We start from the raw sequence: 24,681 nt of genomic DNA on the forward strand, positions 1-24,681 counted from the left end.
ACATTTCATCATCAAAAGTCTAAAAAAGAGAGAGAAGAGCTCCGTAAAATCATGACAGACATCTTTGAAGAAAAGATGAACAAACACAAGATTAAATAATGTTGTATCAAAAGAGGTATAAGAATACAAACTTATACCTCTTTCTTATCTTTACTTCCTATTTGATTTGGATAGGGTGATGGCAACCATTGTCGCACACAGGAAAAATGCTGCTAGTAACCCTTTTGTAGTGGTAGTCATAAAGGGTTTATCAAAGACATAATAGTTATAGACAGAAAATCCCAGTCCAATAAGAGTTACAATAATCGACACAACAAATAGCGTCACCCATAATCTTCTTTGAGTCATCGTCAACCTCCTCTTTGTATTCGTTTTCTTTCTGCCTATAGTATAACATAAAAAACCTTAGCTAAATTCCAGAGAGTGGATTGGCTAAGGTTTTTCATTTTATTTCGTCAAGATAACCGTATCATTTGGATCGTGGTCATCATCTTCAATAGTCAGCTGATTGCCGTCAAGTTTATAGTGTTTGGTATCGTCACCAATTGTTAGACTTTGATTGTCAGGGTTAACTGTTACAGACTTGCTTTCCTTCTCGCCATCTGCTTCGTCCTCTTCCCAAGTTCCAGTATTTCCAGAGATGGTAAGAGTAATACGATCATTTTCATCAGTCCCTTTATAGGTGCCATCTAGCCCTTCAGTCTGTTTAGAAACTTCAGAACTTTGTGAAGATGAAACCTTACTTGAACTTTGTTGGGTGCTAGCAGAGCTTTCAGGTGTTTGAGCTTTCTGGTTTGAGCAGGCTGCTAAAAGACCAAGAACTGCCATAGAGGCAAGAGAAAGTGTGAGTTTTTTGGACAATGTCATAGGCTTTGTCTCCTTTCTTTGATACCTTAAGTATAGCAAACGCTTATACATAAACCAAGCAAAATCCTTTTTCTGAAAATAGTTAAAAATCACTCTTCAAATTCTCAAAGGCATAATCTATTATCCCTATTTAAACTATGCTATACTGATAAAAAGCAATCAAGGAAGGTTCCTAATGACAACTACCAATCCACGTCGCCAGTGCGAGCGACTTTGGGCAGCAAATAAGTACCTGGTGCTCAGCCATTCAAACAAGATTTACTTAGAAATCCGTAACTATCTCAAGAATGATGAGGTTAGTTTGGATCAGGTTCAAGACTATATTGATCATGCACTTGACCTTCCTGAAAATCCTGGTCAGGTCGTCAATGCCTTTCAACATATCTGGGGGTATTTTAAGAAAAAGGCGACTGCCAGTGAGAAGGAAATGTTTATGGCCCAACTGGATAGCTATGCGGCAGGCCAAATTCCTCAGCAGTGTTTGGTGGCATCCGTCAAAGAGCTCCTCATCAAGTACCCAAATCGCTATCTGGAGGAGTCAACTCTGATTAATGGAGGTAGCAAATGAGACTGTGGCATCAAGCCTTGATTGCAAAACTACCTCGTCAGCAATTATTAGGACAACACCGAGAATGTTGCGCCCTTCGTGGTAAGGGATGGCAACGCAAACATGCGACGGTTAACTATGTTTTTGATTATTCACCGTACCGCTTGTTTAAATACCATGAGCTCATTATGCAAGAAATGACGGAACGTGGCTATCGTGTTAGCCCAGAGTGGTTGGACAAGAAGTATCGAGGCAAGCAGATGCCAGCCTACGATAAGATTGAAGCGGAGAAGCTACCAGTCATCATTTACCCAGAGCATGATACTGCCTATTTACAGGAATGTCTGGACAATCTCAAGCAAAAAGGAATCATCATCTAAAGGAGGAAAACGATGCATTTGTTTAAGTGGCTTGCACCTAAAAAGAAAGCAGCAGAAGGCCTTATCATGCGTATTTCGACAGCTGATCAGGTAGACTATGCGACGATTACAAACCCAAGTGACAGTGATATCTGGGATGCCTTGGTGCAACTTCCAGTATCCTACGATAGTCTCTATCTTACATATGGAGATAAAAAGTCAATGAGCTTTATCTTTGTTGAATACGAGGATGACAAGTATCGCTTGGAACATGACACACCTGAGCTAGGATTAGAATTGACAAATGTCGCGCGTGTATCCCAACAAGTTGCCAGAGATATCCTTATTCACTTTTCTAAAGAGCACACAGTGATTTTGGACGACCATTGGAAACAAGAGAAAGTAAGGTAGTCCTATGGCCTACCTCACCCCAGAAACCAGACGAAAACGACGAAAAGCCTTTTGCTTAATCATTGAAATCATTTGTCTGGTTCATTTTGCAATCATTGTCCCGCGAGACCGGATTTTTACTCCTGAAAAATGGGCTCGTACTCCAGATTACATGCGCCATAAACTCATGTGGAGTTTTCACCGGCAGTATCAGCTTGAGGGCATGACGAGAAAAGAAGTTGAGAAACTCTTGGGCAAGGGGAGTGATCTTCAAGGAAGTGTTGAGTACAAGCTGAAGGACGATTGGATTGGTGGTTGGCGTGTTTACCATATTGACTATAAGCAAGACCGTGTGATTCGTGCCAAAGAAACCTGGCAAGACTGGTGAAAATGGGCTTTTTCTTCCCCTAAAAGTAGTATAATCAAGGTGTAAAGGTAATCGTTTTCAAAAGAACGAAGCTGTCTTTTGATTAGAAATGGAGGACAAACTTATGACCCTATTTATGTCTAAACTGATGAGCGGTATTATGGAACTGCTCATAGTCTCTGTCATTCCTTTTATCACTTGGTTAATTTGGAGCAGGAAAAAGGTCGGTTTCTTTGACTGGGTTGGGTTGAAGAAAGTTGAGAGTCAGAAGAAGAGGCAATTACTACTGACCATTTTGGGTATTAGTCTAGTTTTTCTTCTTTTTTCAATTATCGTCTTCGCTTGGTTCGACTCTAGCAAAACGGCCACAGCAGATTTTTCTGGAAAGGGAATTGGAGCTCTTCCTGCTATTCTAGCCTACGCTATCTTAGGGACTGCCTTGCCAGAAGAAATCTTCTTTAGAGGTTTTCTATTAAAAAGGATGCAAGGAAAACTAGGATTTCTAGGAGCAAATCTGCTTCAGTCTCTCTTATTCGGTCTCATCCATGCACTTATGTTTATCCAAATAATTGGTTATCTAAAGGCTTTTGTTATCTTGGTCTTTATCAGTCTCATAGCTTACATCTTTGGTGCTATCAATGAGAAGAAAGCAAATGGGTCCATTCTTCCTAGTGTCTTTATCCACGCCTTGGCCAATACGGTTGTAGGGTTGCTCTTTGCCTTCTCTCTCATTTAGATAAAATTATATAGAAGAAAGTTATCATGGATGAATTAAAAGATATCAAACTTAAAAACTATCAGTACCTAAATGAGGTCGCTATCAAGGGGGAGACGCTTTTCACGGGCTCCTCTCTCATGGAGCTTTTTCCCATTTGTGAAATCGCTAGGAGTAGAGGTATCGACGATATCATCTACAATCGGGGCATCAGTGGTTTGAATACGGATGAATTTCTCCAGCATATCCATCCTCTACTTTTGGATCTGCAACCGAGTAAGGTTTTCATCAATATCGGTACCAATGACATGACCGAGGAGCCTTATGGAGATCAGTGGTTCCAACATATGACGGCAAATATCAGCCAAATTCTGGAGCAAACACTAGCTATATTGCCCCATACCAAGATTTACCTGATGGCTTTTTACCCAGCCAATCTTCATCTGCCTTGGCAGACCAAGGCTTCAATTCAGTGGATGAAACTGCGGACTCCTGAAAATCTTGACCGCTGTAACCAGGCTCTTGAGGAAATTGCCAAAACCTATGGCTGCCACTTCATTAATTGTAATGCTGATTTGGTTGATGATAGAAAAGAGCAGAAGGCTGAGCACACCTATGACGGCGTCCACCTTTATGCCAATGCTTACTTAAAAGTCTTTGAAGTTCTGGAGCCATATCTCCTGCATTAAGAAAATATGAGAGAATTTCCAGTTCTTACTCGCTTTTTTCCCTTGATTACAGTACAATAGACGTCAAAAGTGAAAAATTGAAATGAGGTATCCCTATGTGGAAATGGTTTAAACGACTCATTGTCCTCGTCATTGTGCTCTTTTTTGCAGTGGCGGCTCTACTTATTCCGGACAAGATCGACAGTCAGGACCAATTAAAAAATGTATCAACACAAACATCCCTTGCTGATTTAGCCCAGGCTGGTATTGGTGGGGCGTCCCTTTCATCAGGCGGGGTTTCAACTGAGATTAATCTTGACAGTAATCAGTTTCGTCAAATCCTAAAAGCAAGCATGGCTGATTCTAATGACGAGACCTTGCAAAACAGTAGCGTAGAGTTGAATGATTCCTATCTAACAGCTAAGGTTCCCGTATCTCTTGGGCCTATCGGATCAACATTTAGCCTTGATTTTACGGTCAGCACTAACAAGGAAGTCATCCTACTAGATTTGGCAGGTGCCCACCTGGGTCGCCTTCCAGTTCCAAAATCACTGGTTCTGCCTTACCTCAAGAAGAGCATTGCCCAGTCCAGCAGTGGTATTCGCATGGTTAACGACCAAATTCAGCTCAAGCTTCCAGAAATCGGCTATGAAATTGAGCAAGCCTCTGTGACCAATAGCAAGATGAAGGTTAAACTTAACATTCCGATTTCCTTGCCAACAAGTTGGTAATCTATAATGAATCTTTCAAAACAAGTCCAGACTATGGACTTGTTTTTTGATACCTTCACTTCTAAACTAAGAAAGTTAAAAAAATTCTTGAAATAATAGCTTTAAATCCCTCAATCCCCTAGAAAATGAGCTTTTCCTATGCTATCATAAGATTGTAAAATTGATAAGCGTCTGACACTCATTGAAAAAGAGTTATTTCACTGAGTTAAAGAGTTTTAGGATAGTAGTTAGGAGGAAAAAATGGACGCTTTAAAATATATCACACCCAAATTTTTTACCACCATCAGGAATTATTCTAAGGGCCAGTTTCTCAAGGACCTGATTGCAGGAGTTATCGTGGCTATCATTGCTCTCCCCTTGTCGATTGCCCTTGCCATTGCCTCTGGTGTCAATCCCGAACAAGGTCTTTACACAGCAGTAGTTGCAGGCTTTTTTATTTCTTTTTTGGGAGGTAGTCGGGTTCAGATTGGTGGACCTACCGCAGCCTTCGTTGTCATCATCTATGGCATCATCGCCCAGTATGGTATGGCTGGTTTGACCCTTGCCACGCTCATGGCGGGACTCATGCTTATTATCATGGGACTCCTGCGTTTTGGTGACCTGATCAAGTTCATTCCCAAAACCATCACACTTGGTTTTACCTTGGGGATAGCTGTTGGGATTATGGCTGGACAGGTTAAAGATTTCCTGGGCCTTGAGATGAAGTCCGTGCCAGCTGAGTTCTTAGAAAAACTTCTAGCTTATGGGAAGCATCTTTCAAGTATTAGCTGGCCGACACTTGCAATTGGTATCTTGGCCCTAGTCATTCAAATCTTTTGGCCACGCCTTTCTCAGAAAATTCCGGGGTCTTTGGTTGCAATTATTGTGACCACAGCCATCGTAGCTTTTGGTCATCTCCCAGTCAAAACCATCGGTGATCTTTACACCATCAAAGCAGGACTTCCAAGTTTCACAGTTCCTGACCTATCATTTTCTTTGATTCGTCAAATGATGTCGCCAGCCTTCACCATTGCCATACTAGCAGCCATTGAATCCCTACTTTCTTGCGTTGTTTCAGACGGGATGATTGGTGGTAATCATCGCTCTAATGCTGAATTGATTGGCCAAGGTGTTGGGAATATCATGTCAGCCCTCTTTGGCGGGATTCCTGCAACGGGTGCCATCGCCCGTACCGCAGCCAATGTCAAAAATGGAGGACGGACACCAGTAGCGGGGATGGTTCATGCCCTTACCTTGCTTCTGATTTTACTCTTTCTCATGCCTTATGCCTCATTGATTCCTATGACCTGTTTGGCCTCAATCCTAATGATTGTCGGTTATAACATGAGCGGTTGGCGTACTGTCGTTCGTATGATTCAACGTGCTCCTAAGAGTGACGTAGCAGTCCTTATCGTAACCTTTATCTTAACCGTTTTCTTTGACCTAGTGGTTGCCATCGAATTTGGTATGGTCCTAGCAGCCTTCCTCTTCCTCAAACGCATGTCAGACGTGGCTCAAATTCGTCAGTGGGTGGACAAGGAAAATCTGGACGATCCAGTTTTGTCCGAGGACAGCGACTTGAAACAAGTCCCTAAAAATGCAGTCGTATATGAAATCTTCGGTGCCCTCTTCTTTGGTGCAGCCAATAATTTCTTGAATGTTATCAATGACGATGGTAAGAATGTCCTTATCCTACGCATGCGCAACGTTCCAGCCATGGATATCTCTGGTCTGGATGCCCTTGAGGAAACGCTTGCTATCTGCCAAAAACGTGGCATGACCTTGCTTCTTTCTCACGTTAACGCCCAACCCTACCGAGTTCTCGAAAAATCAGGCTTCATCCAGACTATCGGTCCAGATAATATCTGCGAGTCGACGGACCAAGCCCTTGAAAAAGCAGTAGCCTTGGCAAAAGAAGCCTAGAAAATTTCATTTAGCACAAGAAGAAAAAGCCAGTTCAACTGAACTTGGCTTTTTAAAATACGCGATAAACATAAGGGTTGTCAGGCTGACCGACCTCTTTGACCTCAGTCAAATTGAGGATAGGCAGGCTCTGTTTGAGATTTTGATAGTAATCCACAGTGATGGTACCAGTGACTTTTACCCAGGTATTATCCTTGAAGGTTTGGTCACTTCCTCTCGTCGCCAGTCCGTAAACACCTGAATCGGCGATACAGTGGATAATACCGAAACGGAAGATGAACTGATAACCCTTGGTCTGTGGGTCATTGTAAACAAAGCCGGTATAGGTGACCTTCTTGCCCACAAAATCGTTAGGATAGAGGTAGATGAGCTCCATAACTTCCATGTAATTTTCCGTGGTAATCTGGATGGTCTCATGTCCCTTGTACTTGGTTAGCTCCTTGGTCATCTCCTTCTCATAAGCTGAGGAGGTGAAGTAGGAGCTGGTGTCCGGCTTCAAGTACTGGATGGTCGTTCCCTCTTGGTCGGCCTGATTAGGATCACTCCCTGCCGCCAGTGGAAAATGATACCCCTTAGCTGATACGGTATTAGCATCCAGAGTCACCGTTGGCACCAAGAGCCCCGTAAGGACTGGAAAGGCCAAGAGAACGATGCTGGCTACCTTGGCTACTCGACCTGACAAATGCGAGTGAACCTTCATCTGCTTCATCCAAACAATGAGTTGAACCACAGCAAGGATAAAGGAAAGCACCATGGAAATGTAGGCCAAGTAGGAGTAGTGGATATTAATGTACTGGTTGAGCTTGCCAGAAACTTGCAAGTACATGACCAGCTCAAAATACCCAGATAAGATGAGAAAACGTAACATTAAATCACCCCCAATACCAGACAGTAAATGATTGTCACCAGACTTGCGGTTCCTACGAAGAGACCAACAAAGCGTGTCTTAAACTGGTGTTTCATCATGATTAGGTTCTTGATATCAACCATAGGACCAATGATGAGAAAGGCCACCGTTGGTGCCACTCCAAAACTAGAGAGCAAGGAAGCCCCGATAAAGGCATCCGCCTCCGAACACAGTGAGAGGATAAAGGCCAAAAGCATCATGATGAGGATGGCTGTCACCGAATTGTGCCCGATTGTCGTAAGAATACGGGTAGGTAGGTAGGTCTGCATTCCTGCGGCCACCAGGCTCCCGAAAATCAGGTAACGCCCAGTGTCGAAAAATTCATCTACCGCATGAATCAAGGCTTGAAAAACTTTCTTACCAGCTGACAAACCACTATAGTCGTGCACATGACTGACCTTACGATTGTCCTTAAGAATCTGGTCATCCACCACAAAGCCCAGCAAGATTCCCAAAATCATGGCAATCAAGAAAGCTCCGAGAAAACGTAAAATCACGTAGTACCAAGAGTTCCCAAAGGCCGTATAGGTCGCAAAAAGAACGACTGGATTAATGATAGGAGCTGTTGCCATGAAAGGAATAGCCGTGTAGCTAGGCACTTTTTTCTCTAAAAAGCGCGTGATAATGGGAACAATCCCACACTCACAAGAAGGGAAAATAAAACCAATTAGAGTTCCAAAGAGAATAGCCAGGACCTTGTTTTTCGGCAGGAAGTTTTGGACCTTTTCAGGGGTCACGAAGACTTCGATAAAGCCAGACAAGATGCTTCCCAGTAAAACGAAGGGCAGGGCTTCGATAATAATAGATAGAAAAACTGCCAGAAGCTGCAAAACGCTATCTGGTAGTTGATGAAAAATAGCCATAACTATTATTTCTTCTTATCTTCTTGAAGACGTTTGTCCTTCTTAGGATCAGTTCCCGCCTTCTCAAAATCAGGGATAGCTGCAAAAGATGCCATCATGCTTTCAAGTTCATTTGTTTTTTTCTGAATAACCGCCATAAAAAGCCTCCGAGTTTAAATAAGATACTAAGGGCGTCATTTCTAAGAGAAAATTAGGGCATCAGACGAAGAAGCTCTGCTTCTAGGAAGATGCATCTATTTTCCGAAAGAAATAGCCCGAGTTCAGTTGCAATAAGATACTAAGGGCGTCATTTCTGACAGAAAATTAGGGCATCAGACGAAGAAGCTTTGCTTCTAGGAAGATGCATCTATTTTCCGAAAGAAATAGCCCCTAACAATAGGTTTACCTTTCTATTATACTACCTCTTGCTTAAAAATTCTCGCTTCAGCTACAAGGTTTTCTACCCAAGCAAATCTCCTATCGTGGTATAATAGAACTTATGGAAAATCGTAATTTAGAGACATTGGCTCAGGAATTGGGCCTAAAAAAACAACAAGTTGAAACAGTTTTGGAATTGACCGCAGAAGGCAATACCATTCCTTTCATTGCCCGTTACCGTAAGGAAAAAACAGGCAATCTGGATGAAACGCAAATCAAGGCTATCATTGATATGGACAAGTCCTTGACTACTCTTCAAGACCGCAAGGAAACGGTTTTGGCTAAGATCGAGGCACAGGGCAAATTGACTGACCAACTCAAGGCAGCCATTGAAGCGGCTGAAAAGTTGGCAGACGTGGAAGAACTCTACCTTCCCTATAAGGAAAAACGCCGCACCAAAGCGACTATTGCCCGTGAAGCAGGTCTTTTCCCCTTGGCTCGTCTTATCTTGCAAAATAGTCCCAACCTCAAGGCTGAAGCTGAAAAGCTGACATCTGAAGTCTTTCCAACATTTGATAAGGCTCTTGCGGGTGCTGTGGACATTTTGATTGAGGCCTTTTCTGAGGACAATAGCTTGCGCTCTTGGACCTACAACGAAATCTGGAACAACAGTGACATCACTTCAACCCTCAAGGATCAATCGCTGGATGAAAAAGAAACTTTCAAGATTTACTATGATTTTGAGGATAAGGTGTCTAAACTTCAAGGTTACCGTACGTTAGCCCTTAACCGTGGTGAGAAACTAGGCGTTATTAAGGTAAGTTTTAAGCACAATCTTGAGAAAATGCACCGTTTCTACAGTGCTCGTTTCAAACAAAAAAATGACTATATCGAGGAAGTTATCAATCAATCTCTCAAGAAGAAAATCATTCCAGCTATGGAGCGTCGTATCCGAAGCGAATTGACTGAAGCAGCAGAAGATGGTGCGATTCAACTTTTCTCTCAAAATCTTCGAAGCCTCCTTCTAGTATCGCCACTTAAAGGCAAGATGGTACTTGGTTTTGACCCAGCCTTTCGTACGGGGGCTAAGTTGGCCGTGGTTGACCAAACTGGTAAGCTCATTACAACGCAAGTGATCTATCCAGTAGCTCCAGCAAGTCAGGCTAAAATCGCACAGGCTAAAAAAGACTTGGCTGACCTCATCAAAAAGTATGCCATTGAGATTATTGCGATCGGTAATGGAACAGCAAGCCGTGAAAGTGAAGCTTTTGTGGCAGAAGTCCTCAAGGATTTCCCAGAAACTTCTTATGTCATTGTCAATGAAAGTGGTGCCTCTGTCTACTCTGCATCAGAGTTGGCTCGTCATGAGTTTCCAGATTTGACGGTTGAAAAACGCTCTGCCATTTCTATTGCCCGTCGTCTCCAAGACCCATTGGCCGAGTTGGTTAAGATTGACCCTAAATCAATCGGAGTAGGCCAATACCAGCACGATGTTAGCCAGAAGAAACTGTCTGAAAATCTTGATTTCGTCGTTGATACCGTGGTTAACCAAGTCGGTGTCAATGTCAATACGGCAAGTAGTACCCTCTTGTCACACGTGTCAGGACTCAACAAGACCATCTCTGAAAATATCGTCGCCTACCGTGAGGAAAATGGTGAGATTGTATCACGTGCTGAAATCAAAAAGGTCCCACGTCTCGGTGCCAAAGCCTTCGAACAAGCAGCTGGTTTCCTCCGTATCCCAAATGCCAAGAATATCTTGGATAATACAGGGGTCCACCCAGAGTCTTACCCAGCGGTAAAAGACCTCTTCAAGCAGTTGGATATCACAGATTTGGACGACTCTGCCAAAGAGAAATTGAAGGCTCTTAATCTTAAAGAAACAGCAGAAGAGCTAGGGCTTGGACAGGAAACCCTTAAAGATATCATCGCTGACCTTTTGAAACCAGGTCGTGACCTCCGTGATGATTTTGAAGCACCAGTGCTTCGTCAGGATGTTCTTGAACTCAAAGACTTGTCAGTCGGACAAAAACTTGAAGGGACAGTCCGAAATGTTGTGGACTTTGGTGCCTTTGTGGATATCGGTGTCCATGAGGATGGACTTATCCATATCTCTGAGATGAGCAAGAGCTTCGTTAACCACCCAAGTCAGGTCGTTTCTGTTGGGGATTTGGTTACCGTGTGGGTATCAAAAGTTGATTTGGAGCATGAAAAACTTAACCTCTCCTTGGTGAATCCACGTGAATCTAACTGATTATGTTAAGACTGTTTCTATAGAAGATTTTGGCTGGGAATTTAAACATCAAGCCTTGTGGAACAAGCGTCTCCGGACCACTGGAGGGCGGTTTTTTCCCAAGGATGGACACTTAGATTTCAACCCAAAACTCTATGAGGAACATGGTCTTGAGACCTTTCGAAAAATCGTCCGCCACGAGCTTTGTCATTATCACCTTTATTTTCAAGGTAAGGGCTACAAGCATGTTGATAGAGATTTTAAGGACTTACTAGCCAAGGTTGAAGGCCTTAGATACGCTCCAAAGATGCAAGGTCAAAAGGAGAAGTACTACCTCTATCAGTGCCAATCTTGTGGTCATATCTACCGTCGCAAACGCCGTGTCAATACACAGAAGTTTGGATGCGGTCTGTGTCGAGGCAAGCTCATTTTTCTAAATCAGTCCTAGGGCTGATTTTTTTAATTTAAAAAAATCATATAATTAAATCAAAGAAATGATGGGAGAAGAAGACCATGTCAAATCGTTTTTATAAGACACGAAAAAATAGACTCGTCGCCGGTGTTGTTGCAGGTTTGGCAGATAAGTTTGGTTGGGACCTAGCTTTGGCTCGTATCTTGGCTATCATTCTCATGGTTTCAACACAGTTTGGAATCTTTCTATACTTGGTTTTAGCCTTTCTCCTTCCTTACAAAGAAGATATTTATCCCGAAATCAAACTTAAGGACGGAAGAAAACGCAAAAACGCTGAACCTGTAGAAGACGAGTGGAATTGGTAAGTAACTGTTAAAAGACATTGACCTGCGATTGGCCTTGGTGCTAGTCACAGGTCTTTTTTGCTTTGAGAACCGCATTGAATACCTTTTTATGATACAATGAAACTAGTAACTAATCGGAGGAAATAACATGACAGTAACTGTTAAAATGCTGGTTGATAGGCTTAAGCTTAAGGTTGTCTATGGGAACGAAAAACTTTTGTCAAAACCAATAACAACAGCTGATATCTCTCGTCCTGGTTTAGAAATGACGGGGTATTTTGACTATTATTCACCTGAACGACTTCAGTTGGTTGGGATGAAGGAGTGGTCCTACCTTAAAACCATGACTGATTACAACCGTTATTCTGTTTTTGCGAATATGTTTAAAGCGGAAACTCCAGCTGTTATCGTGGCGCGTGGTCTTGAGATTCCGGAAGAGATGCTTCGAGCTGCTAAGGAAAATGGTGTAGCAGTTCTTCAAGGACGAAACGGCACATCGTCGCTTTCAGGTGACATGTCTTGGTATCTTAACTCGCAATTAGCTGAACGAACTAGTGTCCATGGTGTTTTGGTAGATATCTACGGGATGGGAGTTCTTATTCAAGGAGACTCTGGCATCGGTAAGAGTGAGACAGGGCTTGAGTTGGTGAAACGTGGTCACCGTCTTGTCGCCGACGACCGTGTGGATGTTTATGCTAAGGATGAGGAGACTCTCTGGGGTGAGCCCGCGGAAATCCTCCGCCATCTTCTTGAAATTCGTGGGGTTGGGATCATTGACGTTATGAGCCTTTACGGAGCTAGTGCTGTCCGTAATTCCTCTCAAGTTCAGTTGGCTATTTATCTTGATAATTTTGAAAATGGCAAGATCTTTGACCGTCTTGGAAATGGCAATGAAGAAATTGAATTGCAGGGCGTTAAGATTCCACGTATCCGCATTCCTGTTAAGACAGGACGTAACGTTTCAGTCGTTATCGAAGCTGCAGCAATGAACTATCGTGCTAAGCAAATGGGATTTGATGCAACCAAAACCTTTGAGGAACGTTTGACCAACCTCATTAGTAAGAATGGTGAAAACTAATGTTAGCTACTATTGATCCTATTGCTCTAAGGCTTGGCCCCATTAGTATTCATTGGTATGCCATCTGTATCGTATCTGGTCTTTTACTAGCCGTTTATCTGGCTCAGCGTTGGGCTCCCGAAAAGGGAATTGACCCTGAAAACATCCTAGATTTTATTCTTCTTGCCTTTCCTATAGCCATTGTTGGTGCAAGGCTCTACTATGTGATCTTCCAGTGGTCTTACTACAGTCATAATCCCTCAGAAATTGTTGCGATTTGGAATGGCGGAATTGCCATTTATGGTGGCTTGATTGCTGGTGCAGCTGTCCTCTATTGGTTTGCTAAACGCCATGCCATTGCTGTCTTGGATTTTCTTGATATTGCAGCACCTGGCGTTATGATTGCACAGAGTATCGGTCGCTGGGGAAACTTTGTTAACCAAGAGGCTTACGGAAGAGCAGTTAGTCATCTGAATTATGTCCCAGAATTTATTCGCCAGCAGATGTTCATTGATGGGAGTTATCGTGTACCGACTTTTCTTTATGAAAGTCTCTGGAACTTAGTCGGATTTATCACTATCCTAGGACTAAGACGCTTTAATAAGAAACTACGTCAAGGAGATGTGACCTCATTTTACCTTATCTGGTATGGTCTTGGACGTTTTGTCATTGAAGGCATGCGTACCGATAGCCTCATGTTTGCTGGCTTGCGTGTTTCTCAATGGGTCAGCATCGCCATTATCATCTTGGGTGTTATCTTACTATATTTGCGAAAGCAACGTCCAGAGGCAGATTATAAAATGAAAAACTAGTCATATAGCTCAGACTTTGTTATAATATAATGAAAATTATCATAACAAAGGTCACTGGAAACTGGAGAGTTTACTTCAGTTTTCTTGTAGCGACCTTTTAAAAAGGTCAAAGGAGTCTTAAACTATGGCAGAAATTGCATTTCTTATTATCGCAATCGCACTTGCTGCGTTCCTCATTGCATTGATCCCTACCCTACTTCGTACACGTCATGTGGTCAAAGAAGTTGAAGAAACAGTTGCTGTGCTTCGTACAGACATTAATGTAACCCTTCATCAAACAAATGAAATCTTGGCTAAGGCAAACGTCTTGGTTGAAGATGTTAATGAAAAAGTTCAAACAATCGATCCTCTCTTTGTAGCAGTAGCTGAGCTTTCAGAAAGTGTTTCTGACTTGAATACTGAAGCTCGTTACCTCGGTGCTAAAGCAAGTGCAGCAGGAGCAAGTGTCGGTAAGGCGGGTTCAGCCTTTGCTATCGGTAAAGTTGCTTCAAAACTATTTGGTAAAAAAGACAAGAAAAAATAAGGAGGTCTTTTCATGAGTAAATTTTTAAACACCCTAATCATTGGTGCAGCTTCTGGAGCTGCAGCAGCTTACTTCTTTACAACTGAAAAAGGTAAAGCTGTTAAATCACGTATCGATGAAGAAATCGCTTCATTCAAAGAAGATCCTAAAGCTTATCAAAATCAAGTAGTGGAAAAAGCTAGCGACTACAAAGATTTGGCAGTCGATACTTTCCAAGACTACAAAACAAAATTTGAAAATGGTGAAATCACTGCAGATGATTTGACAAAAACCGTTCAAGAAAAAACAGCTCAAGTTGCTGACTTTGCAAAAGAAAGCTTTGAACTTATCAAGGAGAAAACAGCTCAAGTAACTCCTGAACAAGCGGATGTTGAAGCAGAAACAAAAGCTATCGTTGATGATATCGTCATTGATATTAAAGATATCTCTGAAGAAGCAGCAGAAGCAAAATAATAAAGAAAGCACATGAGGCTTTCTTTTTTTAGTACGAAAAAAACGTTGACCAGCAGTCAACGTTTTTGTGCTTTATAATATTCGATTAGGACATAAATGCCTATCTGACCAATGACGCTAATGGTAATTGCCCAGAAGAAGGCCCAGAAGGTAGCCACCTGTGCTACTAAGAAAAGGAAGGCAACTAGGACTGTTGAAACACAGAAGCTTGAGATACGTCCAAAGAAAATCATATCTTGTAGCTTAATACTATTACTATTTAAACCTTGATAATCTTGATAATTCATCGTTTGAGGACGCTCAGTCTCGAAATCTTCAATGTGATCAAATTGACGGTGTAAGTTGTCAGCCATGTCTGCCTCCTTTCTATATAAAATACCTAAACCACTTTTTCGTGTAGGTTAAAATACTTAGTCAGTATTTCACTATTTAGAATCTCATTAATAATACCATAAAAATTTTATATTGCAAAGTTTTTTTTGATTTTTGTGAAAATTATAGTATTTAAAAACTATTTTAAAATATTTAGATACTGATATTTGAACCTAAAAATTCTAAAAAAATCAAATCATTTGTGCTATAATGTGAGTTATGGAAAAAATAGTGATTACAGCGACTGCTGAGAGCTACGAGCAGGCACGTGAGCTCCTAGAACTTGGCGTAGATCGTATTTACATCGGCGAAAAAGCTTTTGGCCTTCGTTTGCCTAAGCCTTTTTCATTCGCAGAGATGCGAAAGATTGCAGAGCTGGTACATGAGTCTGGCAAGGAATTGACTGTTGCCGTTAACGCCCTCATGCACCAAGGTATGATGGATGCTCTTCCAGACTACCTTGATTTTCTTGAAGAAATCAAGGCAGATTATATCACGGTTGGTGATGCAGGAGTTTTCTACATCTGTAACCGTGACAAACGTCCCTTCAAAATGATTTATGATGCTTCAACCATGGTAACCTCTAGCCGTCAGATTAATTTCTGGGGCAAACAAGCTGGAGCTTCTGAAGCTGTTTTGGCTCGTGAGATCCCGTCTGCGGAACTTTTCGTCATGGCTGAAAATCTTCAAATTCCAGCTGAAGTTTTGGTTTATGGTGCAAGTATCATTCACCACTCAAAACGCCCACTTCTTCAAAATTACTACAACTTTATCAAAACGGATGAAGCTGTTACCAAAGAACGTGACCTCTTCCTTTCTGAGCCAGGAGATCCAGATTCTCACTACTCAGTTTATGAGGATATGCACGGGACACATATCTTTGCCAACAATGACTTGGATATGATGACTAAACTTTCAGAACTCGTTGAACATGGTTTTGACCACTGGAAGTTGGATGGTGTTTATTGCCCAGGCGAAAACTTTGTAAAAATCACTGAGTATTTTGTGAAGGCTCGTGACCTCATCGAGGCTGGCGAATTTTCACAAGACCAAGCCTTTCTCTTTGATGAGGCTATTTATAAATTACACCCAGCCAACCGTGGTTTGGACACAGGTTTCTACGATTATGAACCTGACCGTGTAAAATAAAAACACTTCCTCCTTCGTTTGTGAGTTTTCCATTTTCAGGGAACGAAGGAGCCTTCTAAAAACTAAAATCGACAATCTTGCAAATTGGAGAAATTATGACTACAACTAAAAAACGCCCAGAGGTTCTGGTACCTGCTGGGACTTTGGAAAAATTGAAAGTCGCTGTAAATTACGGCGCAGATGCTGTTTTCGTTGGTGGACAAGCCTATGGTTTGCGTAGCCGTGCCGGAAACTTCACCATGGATGAGCTTCGTGAAGGTATCGAATATGCTCATGCACGTGGCGTTGATGTGCACGTTGCTTCAAACATGGTTACCCATGAAGGAAATGAAAAAGGTGCTGGTGAATGGTTCCGCGAGTTGCGTGATATGGGACTCGATGCTGTTATCGTATCTGACCCAGCCTTGATTGAAATCTGTTCAACCTACGCTCCAGGACTTAACATCCACTTGTCAACGCAAGCATCTGCGACCAACGTTGAAACCTTCCATTTTTGGAAACAGTATGGCTTGACCCGTGTTGTTTTGGCACGTGAGGTAACTATGGAAGAATTGGCTGAAATCCGTAAACGTACGGATCTTGAAATTGAGGCCTTTGTCCATGGTGCTATGTGTATCTCATACTCAGGTCGCTGTACCCTTTCTAACCACATGTCAGACCGCGATGCCAACCGTGGTGGTTGTTCACAGTCATGCCGTTGGAAATATGACCTTTACGACATGCCATTCGGCCAAGAGCGAAAGAGTATCCACGGTGAAGTTCCTGAAGAATACTCAATGTCAGCCGTTGACATGTGTATGATTGAAAATATTCCTGACCTTATCGACAATGGTGTTGACAGCCTTAAAATCGAAGGTCGTATGAAATCTGTCCACTACGTATCAACAGTTGCCAACTGTTACAAGGCTGCTTGTGATGCTTACATGGAAAGTGCAGAAGCCTTTTATGCCATCAAAGACGATTTGATTAACGAACTCTGGAAAGTTGCCCAACGTGAATTGGCAACAGGTTTCTACTACAAGACACCAACAGAAAACGAACAACTCTTTGGTGCTCGTCGTAAGATTCCACAATACAAATTCGTTGGTGAAGTCGTAGACTTTGATCCAGAAACTATGACAGCTACGATTCGTCAACGTAACGTTATCCTCGAAGGTGACCACGTTGAATTCTACGGACCAGGCTTCCGTCATTTTGAGTGTGATATCAAAGACCTTCACGATGCCAATGGTAACAAGATTGACCGTGCACCAAACCCAATGGAACTTCTTACAATTACAGTGCCACAAGAAGTTAAACCTGGTGACATGATTCGTTCAACTAAAGAAGGTTTAATTAACCTTTACCAAAAAGACGGTTCAAGCAAAACTGTTCGTGCCTAATGACAAGTCAAATCAATGGGCTCCTGGTAGATGACCAGAGTAGATGTCAGCACTACCATTCCCCACTAGATATTGTTGCCCTAAAATGCTTCGAGTGCCAGAAGTATTATGCCTGTTATCAGTGTCATGATTGCTTAGAGAAACATAGCTTTCGAGCTTATCCTTGTCAATTGAAGCAGGACAAGGTCCTTATCTGTGGCGTTTGTAGGCATGAGATGACAATTGAGGAGTATCAAGATGTAGAAGCTTGTCCCAATTGTCACAGTGCTTTCAATCCTGCTTGTTCAAAGCACTATGATATTTATTTTGAAAAATAAAAAGATTGAAGATTCTGTTCACATGAGCAAAGTCTTCAATCTTTTTTAGTTAAAGTAACTATGATTTTTAAGAGCTTTTAAGACTGGCTTAGTCACCAAAGCGACAATCAGACCTTTTAAAAGATCTGGGATGATAAAGGGTGTCAAACCGACTGCTACAGCTGCAGACCATCCCATCTTTCCAAGAAAGTGCAGGCTAAGGATACCACCAACAAAGACAAGTGCATCTCCCAAAACAAAAGCCAAAAAGATCTTCCAGATAGGAGTCTTAGCATGAGCCAGTGCAGATGTGACAAGTGCAAAAAATGGGTAGGCAAGCAGATAGCCAGCTGAAGGACCAAAGAAGGCTTGGAGCCCCCCGCCTCCACCTGCAAAAACGGGAAGACCAATAGCGCCTAGGATAAGGTAGAGGGTGGCAGCAAGAGTAGCCTCTCTGGGTTTAAGGATGGCAGCAACCAGTCCAACAGCAAAAGTCTGAAGCGTAATGGGAACTGCACCGATAGGAATAACAATTTGAGCCAGTGCGGCAATGATAGCAGCACCGAAGGCAGGAAGTATGAGTGACAGTGTACGGTTTTGTGTCATTTTTTAGTTAACCTTTCCTAAATAAATAGTTAACTTATTATAGCAAGGGATTCTACAATAGTCAACTCTAAAATAAAAAGAGGTTAACTGATAAAGTTAACCTCGTTGTGATATGATTTTTAGACGTTTGATTTCTTTAAGCTCAATCATGCTGATGATCTTATCTTGCTCGATAAAAATGGCTTGTCGCTCCCTGTCATAGCGGTTGATGTAGCCCTTATAGGTCTTCTGATTGGATGTCAGCATGACCATTTGGTTATGATCTATAGCGTGATAGATATCATTGATAAGCTGATTTTGCATTAGGTGGACAGGTTTGCTGTGACCTGTTTCCACAAACTGATGAAGCTGATGCTTTACCGCTTCTAAAAAGTTTATCATGGTCATTTCCCTCGTTTCTTGATAAAATAATTATAGCATGAAAGGTGAAATTTTGTGGATAACTTCATTCTAAAACACACAAATTTCACAGAAAAAAAACGAATAAAGCTAGTGGAGGTAAGCAAATGGCAGAATTTTCATTTGAAATTGAAGAAAAACTCTTGGTCTTGTCTGAGAATGACAAGGGCTGGACTAAGGAACTCAATCGTGTGAGCTTTAATGGCGCACCAGCTAAGTATGACATCCGTACATGGAGTCCAGACCATACCAAGATGGGTAAGGGGATTACCCTTAGCAATGAAGAATTCCAAGTTCTCGTTGACGCCTTCAAAAACTAAAACAAGGTCAGCATGGCGCTGGCCTTATTTTTTGTTTAAAACGTATCAATGATAAGTTTGAGATTGAGAATGGTTAGGACAATAGCGATGGCATAACCAAGGAAAGTATTCCACTTAGCATTGACGTGTTTTCCCATGAGTGATTTCTTAGAAGTGTAGTAAATCAAAGGGAAGATAGAGAATGGCAAGGCAATTGAAAGGAATACTTGTGAATAAACCAAGAGTTGATCTAGTGTCTTTTCTTGATCGCCGTAGAGAATGGCTACAATGATAACCGGTAGTAGGGCGAAGAGACGTGTGAACAAACGAATCACCCACTGTGGTAACCTCATGTGGAGGAAGCCTTCCATGACAATCTGACCAGTCAAAGTACCAGTAATGGTAGAGTTTTGACCACTAGCCAAGAGCGCCAAGGCAAAGAGTGTTGAAAGTGTCGAACTAGCTACCGCACCAGCAATCTTAGAGTCCTGAAGAGCATTGTACATCTGTGAGAAAGCTGAAATATCAGAAGCATGACCAAAGAAGAGAGCTGCCCCCAAAATCAAGAGGAGGGAGTTAACCACAAAGGCCAAAGTCAACTGGATGTTAGAATCCCAGGTCATGAAACGGACAGCCTTAGTCACGTCTTTGCCATCAGAATAGTCAACCTTACGAGTCTGTGACAAGGATGAGTGCAAGTATAGGTTATGTGGCATAACGGTCGCACCCACAATCCCAAGCGCCAAGGTCAACTGGTTGGTATGTCCAGCAGCATGTGGCTCGAAGAGCGCTGGCGTAGGGAGATAACCCTCTAGGATTCCCGTAATACTAGGCTCAGACAAGGCTACCAGATAGACGAAGATAACCAAGATGGTCAAAATCAAGGTTGAAACAATAGCCTCGATTTTTTTGAATCCTAGCTTCATGATGAGCAGTAGCAGGAAGACGTCTAGGATTGTCACCAGAATGGCAACCATAATTGGAATACCAAAGAGCAGGTTAAGAGCAATGGCAGAACCAAGCACCTCAGCCAAATCCGTCGCCATTAAGGCCAGCTCCAGAATCACCCAAAGTGTGTATCGCAACCATTTGGGCGAGTGATAGGCAGTCGCTTGAGCTAGGTCCATTTGGGTCACAATCCCTAATTTCCCAGCCATTTGTTGCAACTGCATGGCAATCAAAGAGGAAATTAAGATAATGAAAAGCAAACTGTACTTGTAGGTTGCACCACCAACAACACTGGTGATCCAGTTTCCCGGATCCATGTATCCAACGGCCACCAGTGCACCAGGGCCTAAGAAAGCCCTGAGATTTTGCCCAAAACGGTTATTATTTGGTGTATCAATTGATTGGTTCACTTCAGAAAGTGAAACCTTTTTTAAAGATGTCATAAACACCTCTTTCTAAGTCTTATCTGAATGGAAGCATCACCATTACCACTCAGCCAGACAACCTAATTATAACACTATGAGAAAGATGTGCAAGGTTTTGACTTATCTTACATTGGTGTCATAGAGGACTTTTCAGAATTGCCTTTTTATACTAAACTATATGAGTAGATTATTTCATAAATGAGGGAGAAAAATAATTGAAAACATTTCAACTAACAGCTAAGAAAAAGATTACCCTGGCACTCCTAGTTGTCATTGCGCTTGCTTTGCTTATCTTTATCATTAACGTGCAGATGAATCAGCCTGATAACCTACCTGCAAATTACATGGAGCGCCTTAAAAATCCTGGAATGACCGGAGATTACATCGGCCTCTGGAAGTCTCGCTGGCATGAAGAAAACAAAGCATGGATTTATCCTGCGAAACAATACGCTATCTATGCAGTAGTAGCCCTTGCTTGTTTGTCAGCTTGGGTCGCAGCTTCAAAAGCAAAATTTTGGAAATAAGAAAATGCTTCTCTCGATTGAGGGAAGCGTTTTTAAATATTATCCAGCAATATCGATTTCTACAATAAATTCACCGATTTTTCTTACAATGTCTGTCACTAATGCATTTCCCATAAAGAACATTCGCATCTTATCAGAAACCTCGGTAACAGTACCGTCAGATAATCTTTTTAGAGCTGTCCAGTTATCAGGGAAATCTTGTAAACGTTCTGCCTCGACAGGAGTAATAAGCCTATATTTTCCATTAACATTCAAGAAATGAGTAGAGCGATTAACTGTCCCTTCTGAAGTTAGCATGGTACGACCGGGAAGGTTTAAGTCGTCGGTTGGTGACATTCCTCCCTCAGAGTAAATATAGGTGTGTCCATCCGCAGAGGTACGTTCGATTCGTTTAGGCCCTCGCAAATACTGGAACTTTTCGAGTTTGGCTGGATCATTAATAAAGAACTTTTCAGGGACTTCCTCTTCATTTTGAAGAATCTCACCTAATGTAATTGGTTCACCATCATAGTTAGGTGCAGTATCAATAGAATAGTACCTACCATGACGCATAACACCAGTATTCCAAACAGTTCCTGAGAAGTTATCAGAAACCTCAACGATATCCTCAGGGAGTTCATAGTAGACATGGCGTTTTTTGACTGGTGTATTCAAAATAGGAAATTGGGTTGCAAACAGTCCTTCATGAAAAATATAATCGTCGTATCTATTTTCATCAAAAACTTGTTCTTGTTCTTCAAATCGTTGATCCATTTGATGTGCGAATGGAATATCATTTCGATAGATAAAGAAAAACACACGACGACGTCTTTGACTGCGACCGTAATCAGCAGCGTTGATTACACGCCATTCAACAGAATATCCAAGATTATTAAACGCAGTCAACATAATAGCAAAGTCTCGACCACGCTGTTTTGAAGGAGCTTTTAGAAGTCTGTCAACATTTTCTAGAATAAGAAATCTCGGTCTAATAATCCTAGTCGCTCGAATGATTTCCCAGAAAAGGACACCCTTTTGTCCTTCAATACCTTGTTCGTTCTTTTTGCTACGAGCCACAGAGTAGTCTTGACAGGGAAAACCACCGACAATCATATCCGCATTCATTTCAGCAAACTGTTCATCCGTAATATCAGCGATGCTAACATTAATATTTTCACTGTCTGGAAAATGATAATTGTATACTTCAAAAGCATCCTGAGACTTCCTCGAAGGTTCCCATTGGTTGCTCCATAATGTTTCGAAATAATCAGGGTGAGCATTTTCGAGTCCTATACGGAACCCCCCAACACCCGCAAATAATTCTAAAACGTTCATTCTATTCTCCTTTTCAGTATGTTAATTATATCTTATTATTCGTAATTGATCAAGTTTTAAAATCGAAATATTAAGAACAATGTAAGTGATGTAATTTATATAAAGTTGCTTAATTTTTACTGTAGATTGCTAATAATAAACATTCTTAATTGTATTTTGTTAGAATATAGGTAATATCCTATTTATATACAGAGGGCGTAAAATGACAAAATGGAATTCAGTAGAAGAAGTTCATAAGCATGCAAAAAAAGCAGTGGGACAAAAAATTCGTAATCTAGTTTCAGAAGAAACAGTTGAAAAATATTATGCATCGCCAAATAATAAAGGTTGGTTAGGTAATGCGATAGAAAGTGATTGGTTTCATATTCCTAATAATTCAAGGGCAGAGGCAGATATTCCTTATTTAAATTTAGAGATTAAGGTAACTCCTATAATAGAAACAAAAAAAGGTTGGAGTGCAAAGGAAAGGCTGACATTAAATATTTTTGACTTTAATGATGAATACAAAAGGTCTTTTGAAAATGCTTCTTTTCTCGAAAAGGCAAATCTCACGGAATTATTATACTATCAATACTTAAATAATATTGATTATCCAGATATGTGTATTGTTAATGCACATTTATTTGATATTATGAAAGATATATCTGAAGAGGATTTATTAATCATTAAGTCTGACTGGGAAAAAATTGTAGATAAGATAAAGGAAGGAAAAGCAGAAGAATTATCAGATAAACTGACGAAATATTTAGCTGCGACAACAAAAGGTTCGAAAACTGAAAGAAACATGACTTCCCAGCCTTTTAGTGATGTTAAAGCACACAGAAGGGCATTTACATTTAAACCTTCATATATGACGCAGTTTGCTAGAAGGTTAATGGGGGATAAAACTAGTGAAACAATATTTAAAGATATTAATGAATTAAAAGAAAAATCATTTGAAGAAATTATTGTTGATAGATTTGCTCCATTTATTGGAAAAACGAAGAGAGAATTGGCATCTCAATTTGATGTAACTATAAAAGACAAAAATGATAAATCAAGCTCAGCTCTTCTAGCAAGAAAAATGTTGAATATATCATCAGATATCCAAGAAACCGATGAGTTCAAAAAATCAGGTATTGCTGTAAAAATTGTAACTTACGATTCTACAAAAAAACATACCTATCCAAAGTTGAAAGAAGGATTAAAGTTACAATTACCAGATGGAAATTACAATGTGGATCCAAATGAAATGCTTGCCGTTGATTGGGAAGAATCAGATGTATATAACTATCTATCGACTTATAAGTTCCTGTTAGTAGTTTTTGAGAAGAAAAATGAAGAAACTATCTTTAAGGGTGCTAAGTTTTGGTATGTACCCGATGAAGATTTGATTACAGTGGGGCAAATATGGACAAAAGCTAAGCAGATATTTGAGAAGGGGGTTGAACTCTCCTATAAAAGTAGTAATCTAAAAAAAGGTTATATTATTGAAAATAATTTACCATCTGAAAGTGGTAAAGGTACTGTTTTTCATATTAGACCATCGAGTAAAAAATCCTGTTACATTCCTAATAAAAAGTTGGCAATGAGACTCCCACACAAAAGTACATGGATTAATGTCCCGGATGATAAAATTAATGAATTTCATGATTATTACATGACGAAACAGTCGTGGTGGTTTAGTCCTGGATATATGTATGAGCAGGTTAAAGAATTCTTTGAATAACATTATCAAGACCCTCTACTGTGAAAAAGCGATTGAAACAATGTCTCGCAGCATCAAAAGCAAAATTTTGGAAATAAGAAAATGCTTCTCTCGAGATGAGAGAAGCGTTTTTTCATATTATCCGATGTGAGTTTTATATTGACTGAATATTTCGTCGATATCCTCTTCAACCAAGTGATAGATTTTCCAATCAAATTCAGTTTTAGCAACATCATCAACCAAGACTGTATAACAGAAATCCATGTAATCTTCATAAAAATCAGAGATGAAGGGGAGGAGTGTGTCACTAATATCAGATGAATAGAGTTTTTCATCAAGATGTTTAAAGAGATAGTCTGTACCCATAATCGTTTCATTCTTGAGTTTTTGTGCATCCTCAAGGTTAAATCCATCGCTTTTAGGATTCAGAAAATCATGTTTTGCTAGCCAAGCTACGAAGACACTGAGATGAAAGGCAGCTCTTTTGCTAATCTCTAGCATATCTGATTTGCTTAGTTTTTCTGACGGTATATCATTTTCTTCACAATAAAATACAAGTGCATGATCGAAAAAATAATCTGCGCGGTCTATGGGAAAGTCTAATTGGCTTTCTTCTCTCTTTGTCTCAGGCTGTTCAATTACAGTTGATTTTTTCTTAAAAAGGGACTTCAATTTTTTAAACACGTTTATACCTCATATAAAAATATCCCATTATTCAAATAATGGGATATGATTATTATGGCTCTATAATTTCTGTAGTGGGTAAAACCACT

32 protein-coding genes are annotated in these 24,681 nt (G+C 40.9%); 21 read left to right on the forward strand and 11 right to left on the reverse strand.

Annotated features, from left to right (window positions below):
- Positions 1-150: 150 nt before the first annotated feature.
- On the reverse strand, positions 151-348 hold the full coding sequence (locus tag SSAL8618_RS03835) for a hypothetical protein (protein ID WP_038675690.1): 198 nt from the start codon (positions 346-348) through the stop codon (positions 151-153).
- 99 nt (positions 349-447) lie between these two features.
- Positions 448-867 carry an SP_0198 family lipoprotein gene (locus SSAL8618_RS03840; RefSeq protein ID WP_038675691.1) on the reverse strand — a complete coding sequence of 140 codons (420 nt, stop codon included), beginning with the start codon at positions 865-867 and terminating at the stop codon, positions 448-450.
- A gap of 175 nt (positions 868-1,042) precedes the next feature.
- Between SSAL8618_RS03840 and SSAL8618_RS03845 the strand changes: the two genes are divergently transcribed.
- The 8 genes from SSAL8618_RS03845 to SSAL8618_RS03880 all read left to right on the forward strand — a co-directional run bounded on the left by SSAL8618_RS03845 (position 1,043) and on the right by SSAL8618_RS03880 (position 6,546).
- Positions 1,043-1,435, forward strand: a complete 393-nt coding sequence (locus tag SSAL8618_RS03845; protein ID WP_038675692.1) for a YbgA family protein — start codon at positions 1,043-1,045, stop codon at positions 1,433-1,435.
- Entirely contained in the window at positions 1,432-1,794 is a 363-nt protein-coding gene (locus SSAL8618_RS03850) for a TIGR02328 family protein (protein WP_038675693.1), read from the forward strand. Before SSAL8618_RS03845 ends, SSAL8618_RS03850 begins: the two co-directional genes overlap by 4 nt.
- Positions 1,795-1,806: 12 nt before the next feature.
- Positions 1,807-2,184, forward strand: a complete 378-nt coding sequence (locus SSAL8618_RS03855) for a hypothetical protein (RefSeq protein WP_038675694.1) — start codon at positions 1,807-1,809, stop codon at positions 2,182-2,184.
- Between the two features lie 4 nt (positions 2,185-2,188).
- Entirely contained in the window at positions 2,189-2,551 is a 363-nt protein-coding gene (locus SSAL8618_RS03860; RefSeq protein ID WP_038675695.1) for a hypothetical protein, read from the forward strand.
- Positions 2,552-2,654: 103 nt separating this feature from the next.
- A complete protein-coding gene (locus tag SSAL8618_RS03865; RefSeq protein WP_038675696.1) occupies positions 2,655-3,266 on the forward strand; it encodes a CPBP family intramembrane glutamic endopeptidase in 612 nt (203 codons plus the stop codon).
- A 26-nt stretch (positions 3,267-3,292) separates the two neighbouring features.
- Complete coding sequence (locus SSAL8618_RS03870) at positions 3,293-3,934, forward strand: GDSL-type esterase/lipase family protein (RefSeq protein ID WP_038675697.1); 642 nt, start codon at positions 3,293-3,295, stop codon at positions 3,932-3,934.
- Positions 3,935-4,029: 95 nt separating this feature from the next.
- A complete protein-coding gene (locus SSAL8618_RS03875; protein ID WP_014634193.1) occupies positions 4,030-4,644 on the forward strand; it encodes a hypothetical protein in 615 nt (204 codons plus the stop codon).
- A 240-nt stretch (positions 4,645-4,884) separates the two neighbouring features.
- Positions 4,885-6,546, forward strand: a complete 1,662-nt coding sequence (locus SSAL8618_RS03880) for a SulP family inorganic anion transporter (RefSeq protein ID WP_038675698.1) — start codon at positions 4,885-4,887, stop codon at positions 6,544-6,546.
- Positions 6,547-6,598: 52 nt separating this feature from the next.
- On the opposite strand, the gene SSAL8618_RS03885 is transcribed toward SSAL8618_RS03880, so the two are convergent.
- From SSAL8618_RS03885 to SSAL8618_RS10800, 3 genes are read right to left on the reverse strand one after another with little or no spacing between them, the layout of a single operon-like run.
- The gene (locus SSAL8618_RS03885; protein ID WP_038675699.1) at positions 6,599-7,414 is read right to left on the reverse strand and encodes a TIGR03943 family putative permease subunit; all 816 of its coding nucleotides are present in this window, start codon (positions 7,412-7,414) and stop codon (positions 6,599-6,601) included.
- On the reverse strand, positions 7,414-8,316 hold the full coding sequence (locus SSAL8618_RS03890; protein ID WP_038675700.1) for a permease: 903 nt from the start codon (positions 8,314-8,316) through the stop codon (positions 7,414-7,416). The genes SSAL8618_RS03885 and SSAL8618_RS03890 overlap by 1 nt, the downstream gene beginning before the upstream one ends.
- A 5-nt stretch (positions 8,317-8,321) precedes the next feature.
- Positions 8,322-8,453, reverse strand: coding sequence for an SPJ_0845 family protein (locus tag SSAL8618_RS10800; protein ID WP_002885949.1), 132 nt, complete (start codon positions 8,451-8,453; stop codon positions 8,322-8,324).
- Positions 8,454-8,794: 341 nt separating this feature from the next.
- Between SSAL8618_RS10800 and SSAL8618_RS03895 the strand changes: the two genes are divergently transcribed.
- From SSAL8618_RS03895 to SSAL8618_RS03925, 7 genes are all read left to right on the forward strand, one after another.
- Positions 8,795-10,927 (forward strand): Tex family protein, encoded by a 2,133-nt coding sequence (locus SSAL8618_RS03895; RefSeq protein WP_038675701.1) that lies wholly within the window; start codon positions 8,795-8,797, stop codon positions 10,925-10,927.
- Positions 10,914-11,354 (forward strand): SprT family protein, encoded by a 441-nt coding sequence (locus tag SSAL8618_RS03900; protein ID WP_002890560.1) that lies wholly within the window; start codon positions 10,914-10,916, stop codon positions 11,352-11,354. The genes SSAL8618_RS03895 and SSAL8618_RS03900 overlap by 14 nt, the downstream gene beginning before the upstream one ends.
- Positions 11,355-11,419: 65 nt before the next feature.
- Positions 11,420-11,683, forward strand: coding sequence for a PspC domain-containing protein (locus SSAL8618_RS03905; protein WP_002885986.1), 264 nt, complete (start codon positions 11,420-11,422; stop codon positions 11,681-11,683).
- A 127-nt stretch (positions 11,684-11,810) separates the two neighbouring features.
- Positions 11,811-12,740, forward strand: coding sequence for an HPr(Ser) kinase/phosphatase (gene hprK / locus SSAL8618_RS03910; protein WP_038675702.1), 930 nt, complete (start codon positions 11,811-11,813; stop codon positions 12,738-12,740).
- Positions 12,740-13,531 (forward strand): prolipoprotein diacylglyceryl transferase, encoded by a 792-nt coding sequence (gene lgt / locus SSAL8618_RS03915; protein WP_038675703.1) that lies wholly within the window; start codon positions 12,740-12,742, stop codon positions 13,529-13,531. Before hprK ends, lgt begins: the two co-directional genes overlap by 1 nt.
- 124 nt (positions 13,532-13,655) lie before the next feature.
- Positions 13,656-14,054 carry a DUF948 domain-containing protein gene (locus tag SSAL8618_RS03920; RefSeq protein ID WP_002885965.1) on the forward strand — a complete coding sequence of 133 codons (399 nt, stop codon included), beginning with the start codon at positions 13,656-13,658 and terminating at the stop codon, positions 14,052-14,054.
- A 12-nt stretch (positions 14,055-14,066) separates the two neighbouring features.
- Positions 14,067-14,507 (forward strand): YtxH domain-containing protein, encoded by a 441-nt coding sequence (locus tag SSAL8618_RS03925; protein ID WP_002890570.1) that lies wholly within the window; start codon positions 14,067-14,069, stop codon positions 14,505-14,507.
- Between the two features lie 56 nt (positions 14,508-14,563).
- Here SSAL8618_RS03925 and SSAL8618_RS03930 read toward each other — a convergent pair whose 3' ends face one another.
- A complete protein-coding gene (locus SSAL8618_RS03930; protein ID WP_014634207.1) occupies positions 14,564-14,860 on the reverse strand; it encodes a DUF3270 domain-containing protein in 297 nt (98 codons plus the stop codon).
- Between the two features lie 238 nt (positions 14,861-15,098).
- Here SSAL8618_RS03930 and SSAL8618_RS03935 point away from each other — a divergent pair, with 238 nt between their 5' ends.
- From SSAL8618_RS03935 to SSAL8618_RS10335, 3 genes are all read left to right on the forward strand, one after another.
- Positions 15,099-16,028, forward strand: coding sequence for a peptidase U32 family protein (locus tag SSAL8618_RS03935; protein WP_038675704.1), 930 nt, complete (start codon positions 15,099-15,101; stop codon positions 16,026-16,028).
- 95 nt (positions 16,029-16,123) lie between these two features.
- Positions 16,124-17,410: a peptidase U32 family protein gene (locus SSAL8618_RS03940; protein ID WP_038675705.1), complete on the forward strand. Its 1,287-nt coding sequence runs from the start codon at positions 16,124-16,126 to the stop codon at positions 17,408-17,410.
- Positions 17,410-17,727, forward strand: coding sequence for a CHY zinc finger protein (locus SSAL8618_RS10335; RefSeq protein ID WP_014634209.1), 318 nt, complete (start codon positions 17,410-17,412; stop codon positions 17,725-17,727). The genes SSAL8618_RS03940 and SSAL8618_RS10335 overlap by 1 nt, the downstream gene beginning before the upstream one ends.
- A gap of 45 nt (positions 17,728-17,772) precedes the next feature.
- Here the strand turns inward: SSAL8618_RS10335 and SSAL8618_RS03945 are convergent, their stop codons facing one another.
- Together SSAL8618_RS03945 and SSAL8618_RS03950 are read right to left on the reverse strand one after the other, a co-directional pair.
- The gene (locus SSAL8618_RS03945; RefSeq protein WP_037600379.1) at positions 17,773-18,312 is read right to left on the reverse strand and encodes a biotin transporter BioY; all 540 of its coding nucleotides are present in this window, start codon (positions 18,310-18,312) and stop codon (positions 17,773-17,775) included.
- Positions 18,313-18,408: 96 nt separating this feature from the next.
- A complete protein-coding gene (locus SSAL8618_RS03950; RefSeq protein ID WP_004182773.1) occupies positions 18,409-18,693 on the reverse strand; it encodes a hypothetical protein in 285 nt (94 codons plus the stop codon).
- Between the two features lie 125 nt (positions 18,694-18,818).
- On the opposite strand from SSAL8618_RS03950, the gene SSAL8618_RS03955 reads away from it, so the two are divergent.
- Entirely contained in the window at positions 18,819-19,031 is a 213-nt protein-coding gene (locus tag SSAL8618_RS03955; RefSeq protein ID WP_002886106.1) for a YdbC family protein, read from the forward strand.
- Positions 19,032-19,066: 35 nt separating this feature from the next.
- Here the strand turns inward: SSAL8618_RS03955 and SSAL8618_RS03960 are convergent, their stop codons facing one another.
- Positions 19,067-20,401, reverse strand: a complete 1,335-nt coding sequence (locus tag SSAL8618_RS03960; RefSeq protein ID WP_038675706.1) for an Nramp family divalent metal transporter — start codon at positions 20,399-20,401, stop codon at positions 19,067-19,069.
- Positions 20,402-20,598: 197 nt separating this feature from the next.
- Here SSAL8618_RS03960 and SSAL8618_RS03965 point away from each other — a divergent pair, with 197 nt between their 5' ends.
- On the forward strand, positions 20,599-20,907 hold the full coding sequence (locus SSAL8618_RS03965; RefSeq protein ID WP_038675707.1) for a hypothetical protein: 309 nt from the start codon (positions 20,599-20,601) through the stop codon (positions 20,905-20,907).
- Positions 20,908-20,946: 39 nt separating this feature from the next.
- Here the strand turns inward: SSAL8618_RS03965 and dcm are convergent, their stop codons facing one another.
- The gene (dcm, locus tag SSAL8618_RS03970) at positions 20,947-22,221 is read right to left on the reverse strand and encodes a DNA (cytosine-5-)-methyltransferase (protein WP_038675708.1); all 1,275 of its coding nucleotides are present in this window, start codon (positions 22,219-22,221) and stop codon (positions 20,947-20,949) included.
- Positions 22,222-22,423: 202 nt separating this feature from the next.
- On the opposite strand from dcm, the gene SSAL8618_RS03975 reads away from it, so the two are divergent.
- Positions 22,424-23,929 (forward strand): Sau3AI family type II restriction endonuclease, encoded by a 1,506-nt coding sequence (locus tag SSAL8618_RS03975; RefSeq protein WP_038675709.1) that lies wholly within the window; start codon positions 22,424-22,426, stop codon positions 23,927-23,929.
- A 117-nt stretch (positions 23,930-24,046) separates the two neighbouring features.
- On the opposite strand, the gene SSAL8618_RS03980 is transcribed toward SSAL8618_RS03975, so the two are convergent.
- Entirely contained in the window at positions 24,047-24,592 is a 546-nt protein-coding gene (locus tag SSAL8618_RS03980) for a DUF7832 domain-containing protein (RefSeq protein ID WP_038675710.1), read from the reverse strand.
- Positions 24,593-24,681: the final 89 nt, after the last annotated feature.

The sequence above is a fragment of the Streptococcus salivarius genome (genome assembly GCF_000785515.1).
Lineage (GTDB): Bacteria > Bacillota > Bacilli > Lactobacillales > Streptococcaceae > Streptococcus > Streptococcus salivarius.

Bases quoted from the DNA above. Each gene is read 5' to 3' on its own strand.
- SSAL8618_RS03835 (WP_038675690.1), bottom strand. From the start codon at position 348: ATGACTCAAAGAAGATTATGGGTGACGCTATTTGTTGTGTCGATTATT.
- SSAL8618_RS03840 (WP_038675691.1), bottom strand. From the start codon at position 867: ATGACATTGTCCAAAAAACTCACACTTTCTCTTGCCTCTATGGCAGTT.
- SSAL8618_RS03845 (WP_038675692.1), top strand. From the start codon at position 1,043: ATGACAACTACCAATCCACGTCGCCAGTGCGAGCGACTTTGGGCAGCA.
- SSAL8618_RS03850 (WP_038675693.1), top strand. From the start codon at position 1,432: ATGAGACTGTGGCATCAAGCCTTGATTGCAAAACTACCTCGTCAGCAA.
- SSAL8618_RS03855 (WP_038675694.1), top strand. From the start codon at position 1,807: ATGCATTTGTTTAAGTGGCTTGCACCTAAAAAGAAAGCAGCAGAAGGC.
- SSAL8618_RS03860 (WP_038675695.1), top strand. From the start codon at position 2,189: ATGGCCTACCTCACCCCAGAAACCAGACGAAAACGACGAAAAGCCTTT.
- SSAL8618_RS03865 (WP_038675696.1), top strand. From the start codon at position 2,655: ATGACCCTATTTATGTCTAAACTGATGAGCGGTATTATGGAACTGCTC.
- SSAL8618_RS03870 (WP_038675697.1), top strand. From the start codon at position 3,293: ATGGATGAATTAAAAGATATCAAACTTAAAAACTATCAGTACCTAAAT.
- SSAL8618_RS03875 (WP_014634193.1), top strand. From the start codon at position 4,030: ATGTGGAAATGGTTTAAACGACTCATTGTCCTCGTCATTGTGCTCTTT.
- SSAL8618_RS03880 (WP_038675698.1), top strand. From the start codon at position 4,885: ATGGACGCTTTAAAATATATCACACCCAAATTTTTTACCACCATCAGG.
- SSAL8618_RS03885 (WP_038675699.1), bottom strand. From the start codon at position 7,414: ATGTTACGTTTTCTCATCTTATCTGGGTATTTTGAGCTGGTCATGTAC.
- SSAL8618_RS03890 (WP_038675700.1), bottom strand. From the start codon at position 8,316: ATGGCTATTTTTCATCAACTACCAGATAGCGTTTTGCAGCTTCTGGCA.
- SSAL8618_RS10800 (WP_002885949.1), bottom strand. From the start codon at position 8,453: ATGGCGGTTATTCAGAAAAAAACAAATGAACTTGAAAGCATGATGGCA.
- SSAL8618_RS03895 (WP_038675701.1), top strand. From the start codon at position 8,795: ATGGAAAATCGTAATTTAGAGACATTGGCTCAGGAATTGGGCCTAAAA.
- SSAL8618_RS03905 (WP_002885986.1), top strand. From the start codon at position 11,420: ATGTCAAATCGTTTTTATAAGACACGAAAAAATAGACTCGTCGCCGGT.
- hprK (WP_038675702.1), top strand. From the start codon at position 11,811: ATGACAGTAACTGTTAAAATGCTGGTTGATAGGCTTAAGCTTAAGGTT.
- lgt (WP_038675703.1), top strand. From the start codon at position 12,740: ATGTTAGCTACTATTGATCCTATTGCTCTAAGGCTTGGCCCCATTAGT.
- SSAL8618_RS03920 (WP_002885965.1), top strand. From the start codon at position 13,656: ATGGCAGAAATTGCATTTCTTATTATCGCAATCGCACTTGCTGCGTTC.
- SSAL8618_RS03925 (WP_002890570.1), top strand. From the start codon at position 14,067: ATGAGTAAATTTTTAAACACCCTAATCATTGGTGCAGCTTCTGGAGCT.
- SSAL8618_RS03930 (WP_014634207.1), bottom strand. From the start codon at position 14,860: ATGGCTGACAACTTACACCGTCAATTTGATCACATTGAAGATTTCGAG.
- SSAL8618_RS03935 (WP_038675704.1), top strand. From the start codon at position 15,099: ATGGAAAAAATAGTGATTACAGCGACTGCTGAGAGCTACGAGCAGGCA.
- SSAL8618_RS03940 (WP_038675705.1), top strand. From the start codon at position 16,124: ATGACTACAACTAAAAAACGCCCAGAGGTTCTGGTACCTGCTGGGACT.
- SSAL8618_RS10335 (WP_014634209.1), top strand. From the start codon at position 17,410: ATGACAAGTCAAATCAATGGGCTCCTGGTAGATGACCAGAGTAGATGT.
- SSAL8618_RS03945 (WP_037600379.1), bottom strand. From the start codon at position 18,312: ATGACACAAAACCGTACACTGTCACTCATACTTCCTGCCTTCGGTGCT.
- SSAL8618_RS03950 (WP_004182773.1), bottom strand. From the start codon at position 18,693: ATGATAAACTTTTTAGAAGCGGTAAAGCATCAGCTTCATCAGTTTGTG.
- SSAL8618_RS03955 (WP_002886106.1), top strand. From the start codon at position 18,819: ATGGCAGAATTTTCATTTGAAATTGAAGAAAAACTCTTGGTCTTGTCT.
- SSAL8618_RS03960 (WP_038675706.1), bottom strand. From the start codon at position 20,401: ATGACATCTTTAAAAAAGGTTTCACTTTCTGAAGTGAACCAATCAATT.
- dcm (WP_038675708.1), bottom strand. From the start codon at position 22,221: ATGAACGTTTTAGAATTATTTGCGGGTGTTGGGGGGTTCCGTATAGGA.
- SSAL8618_RS03975 (WP_038675709.1), top strand. From the start codon at position 22,424: ATGACAAAATGGAATTCAGTAGAAGAAGTTCATAAGCATGCAAAAAAA.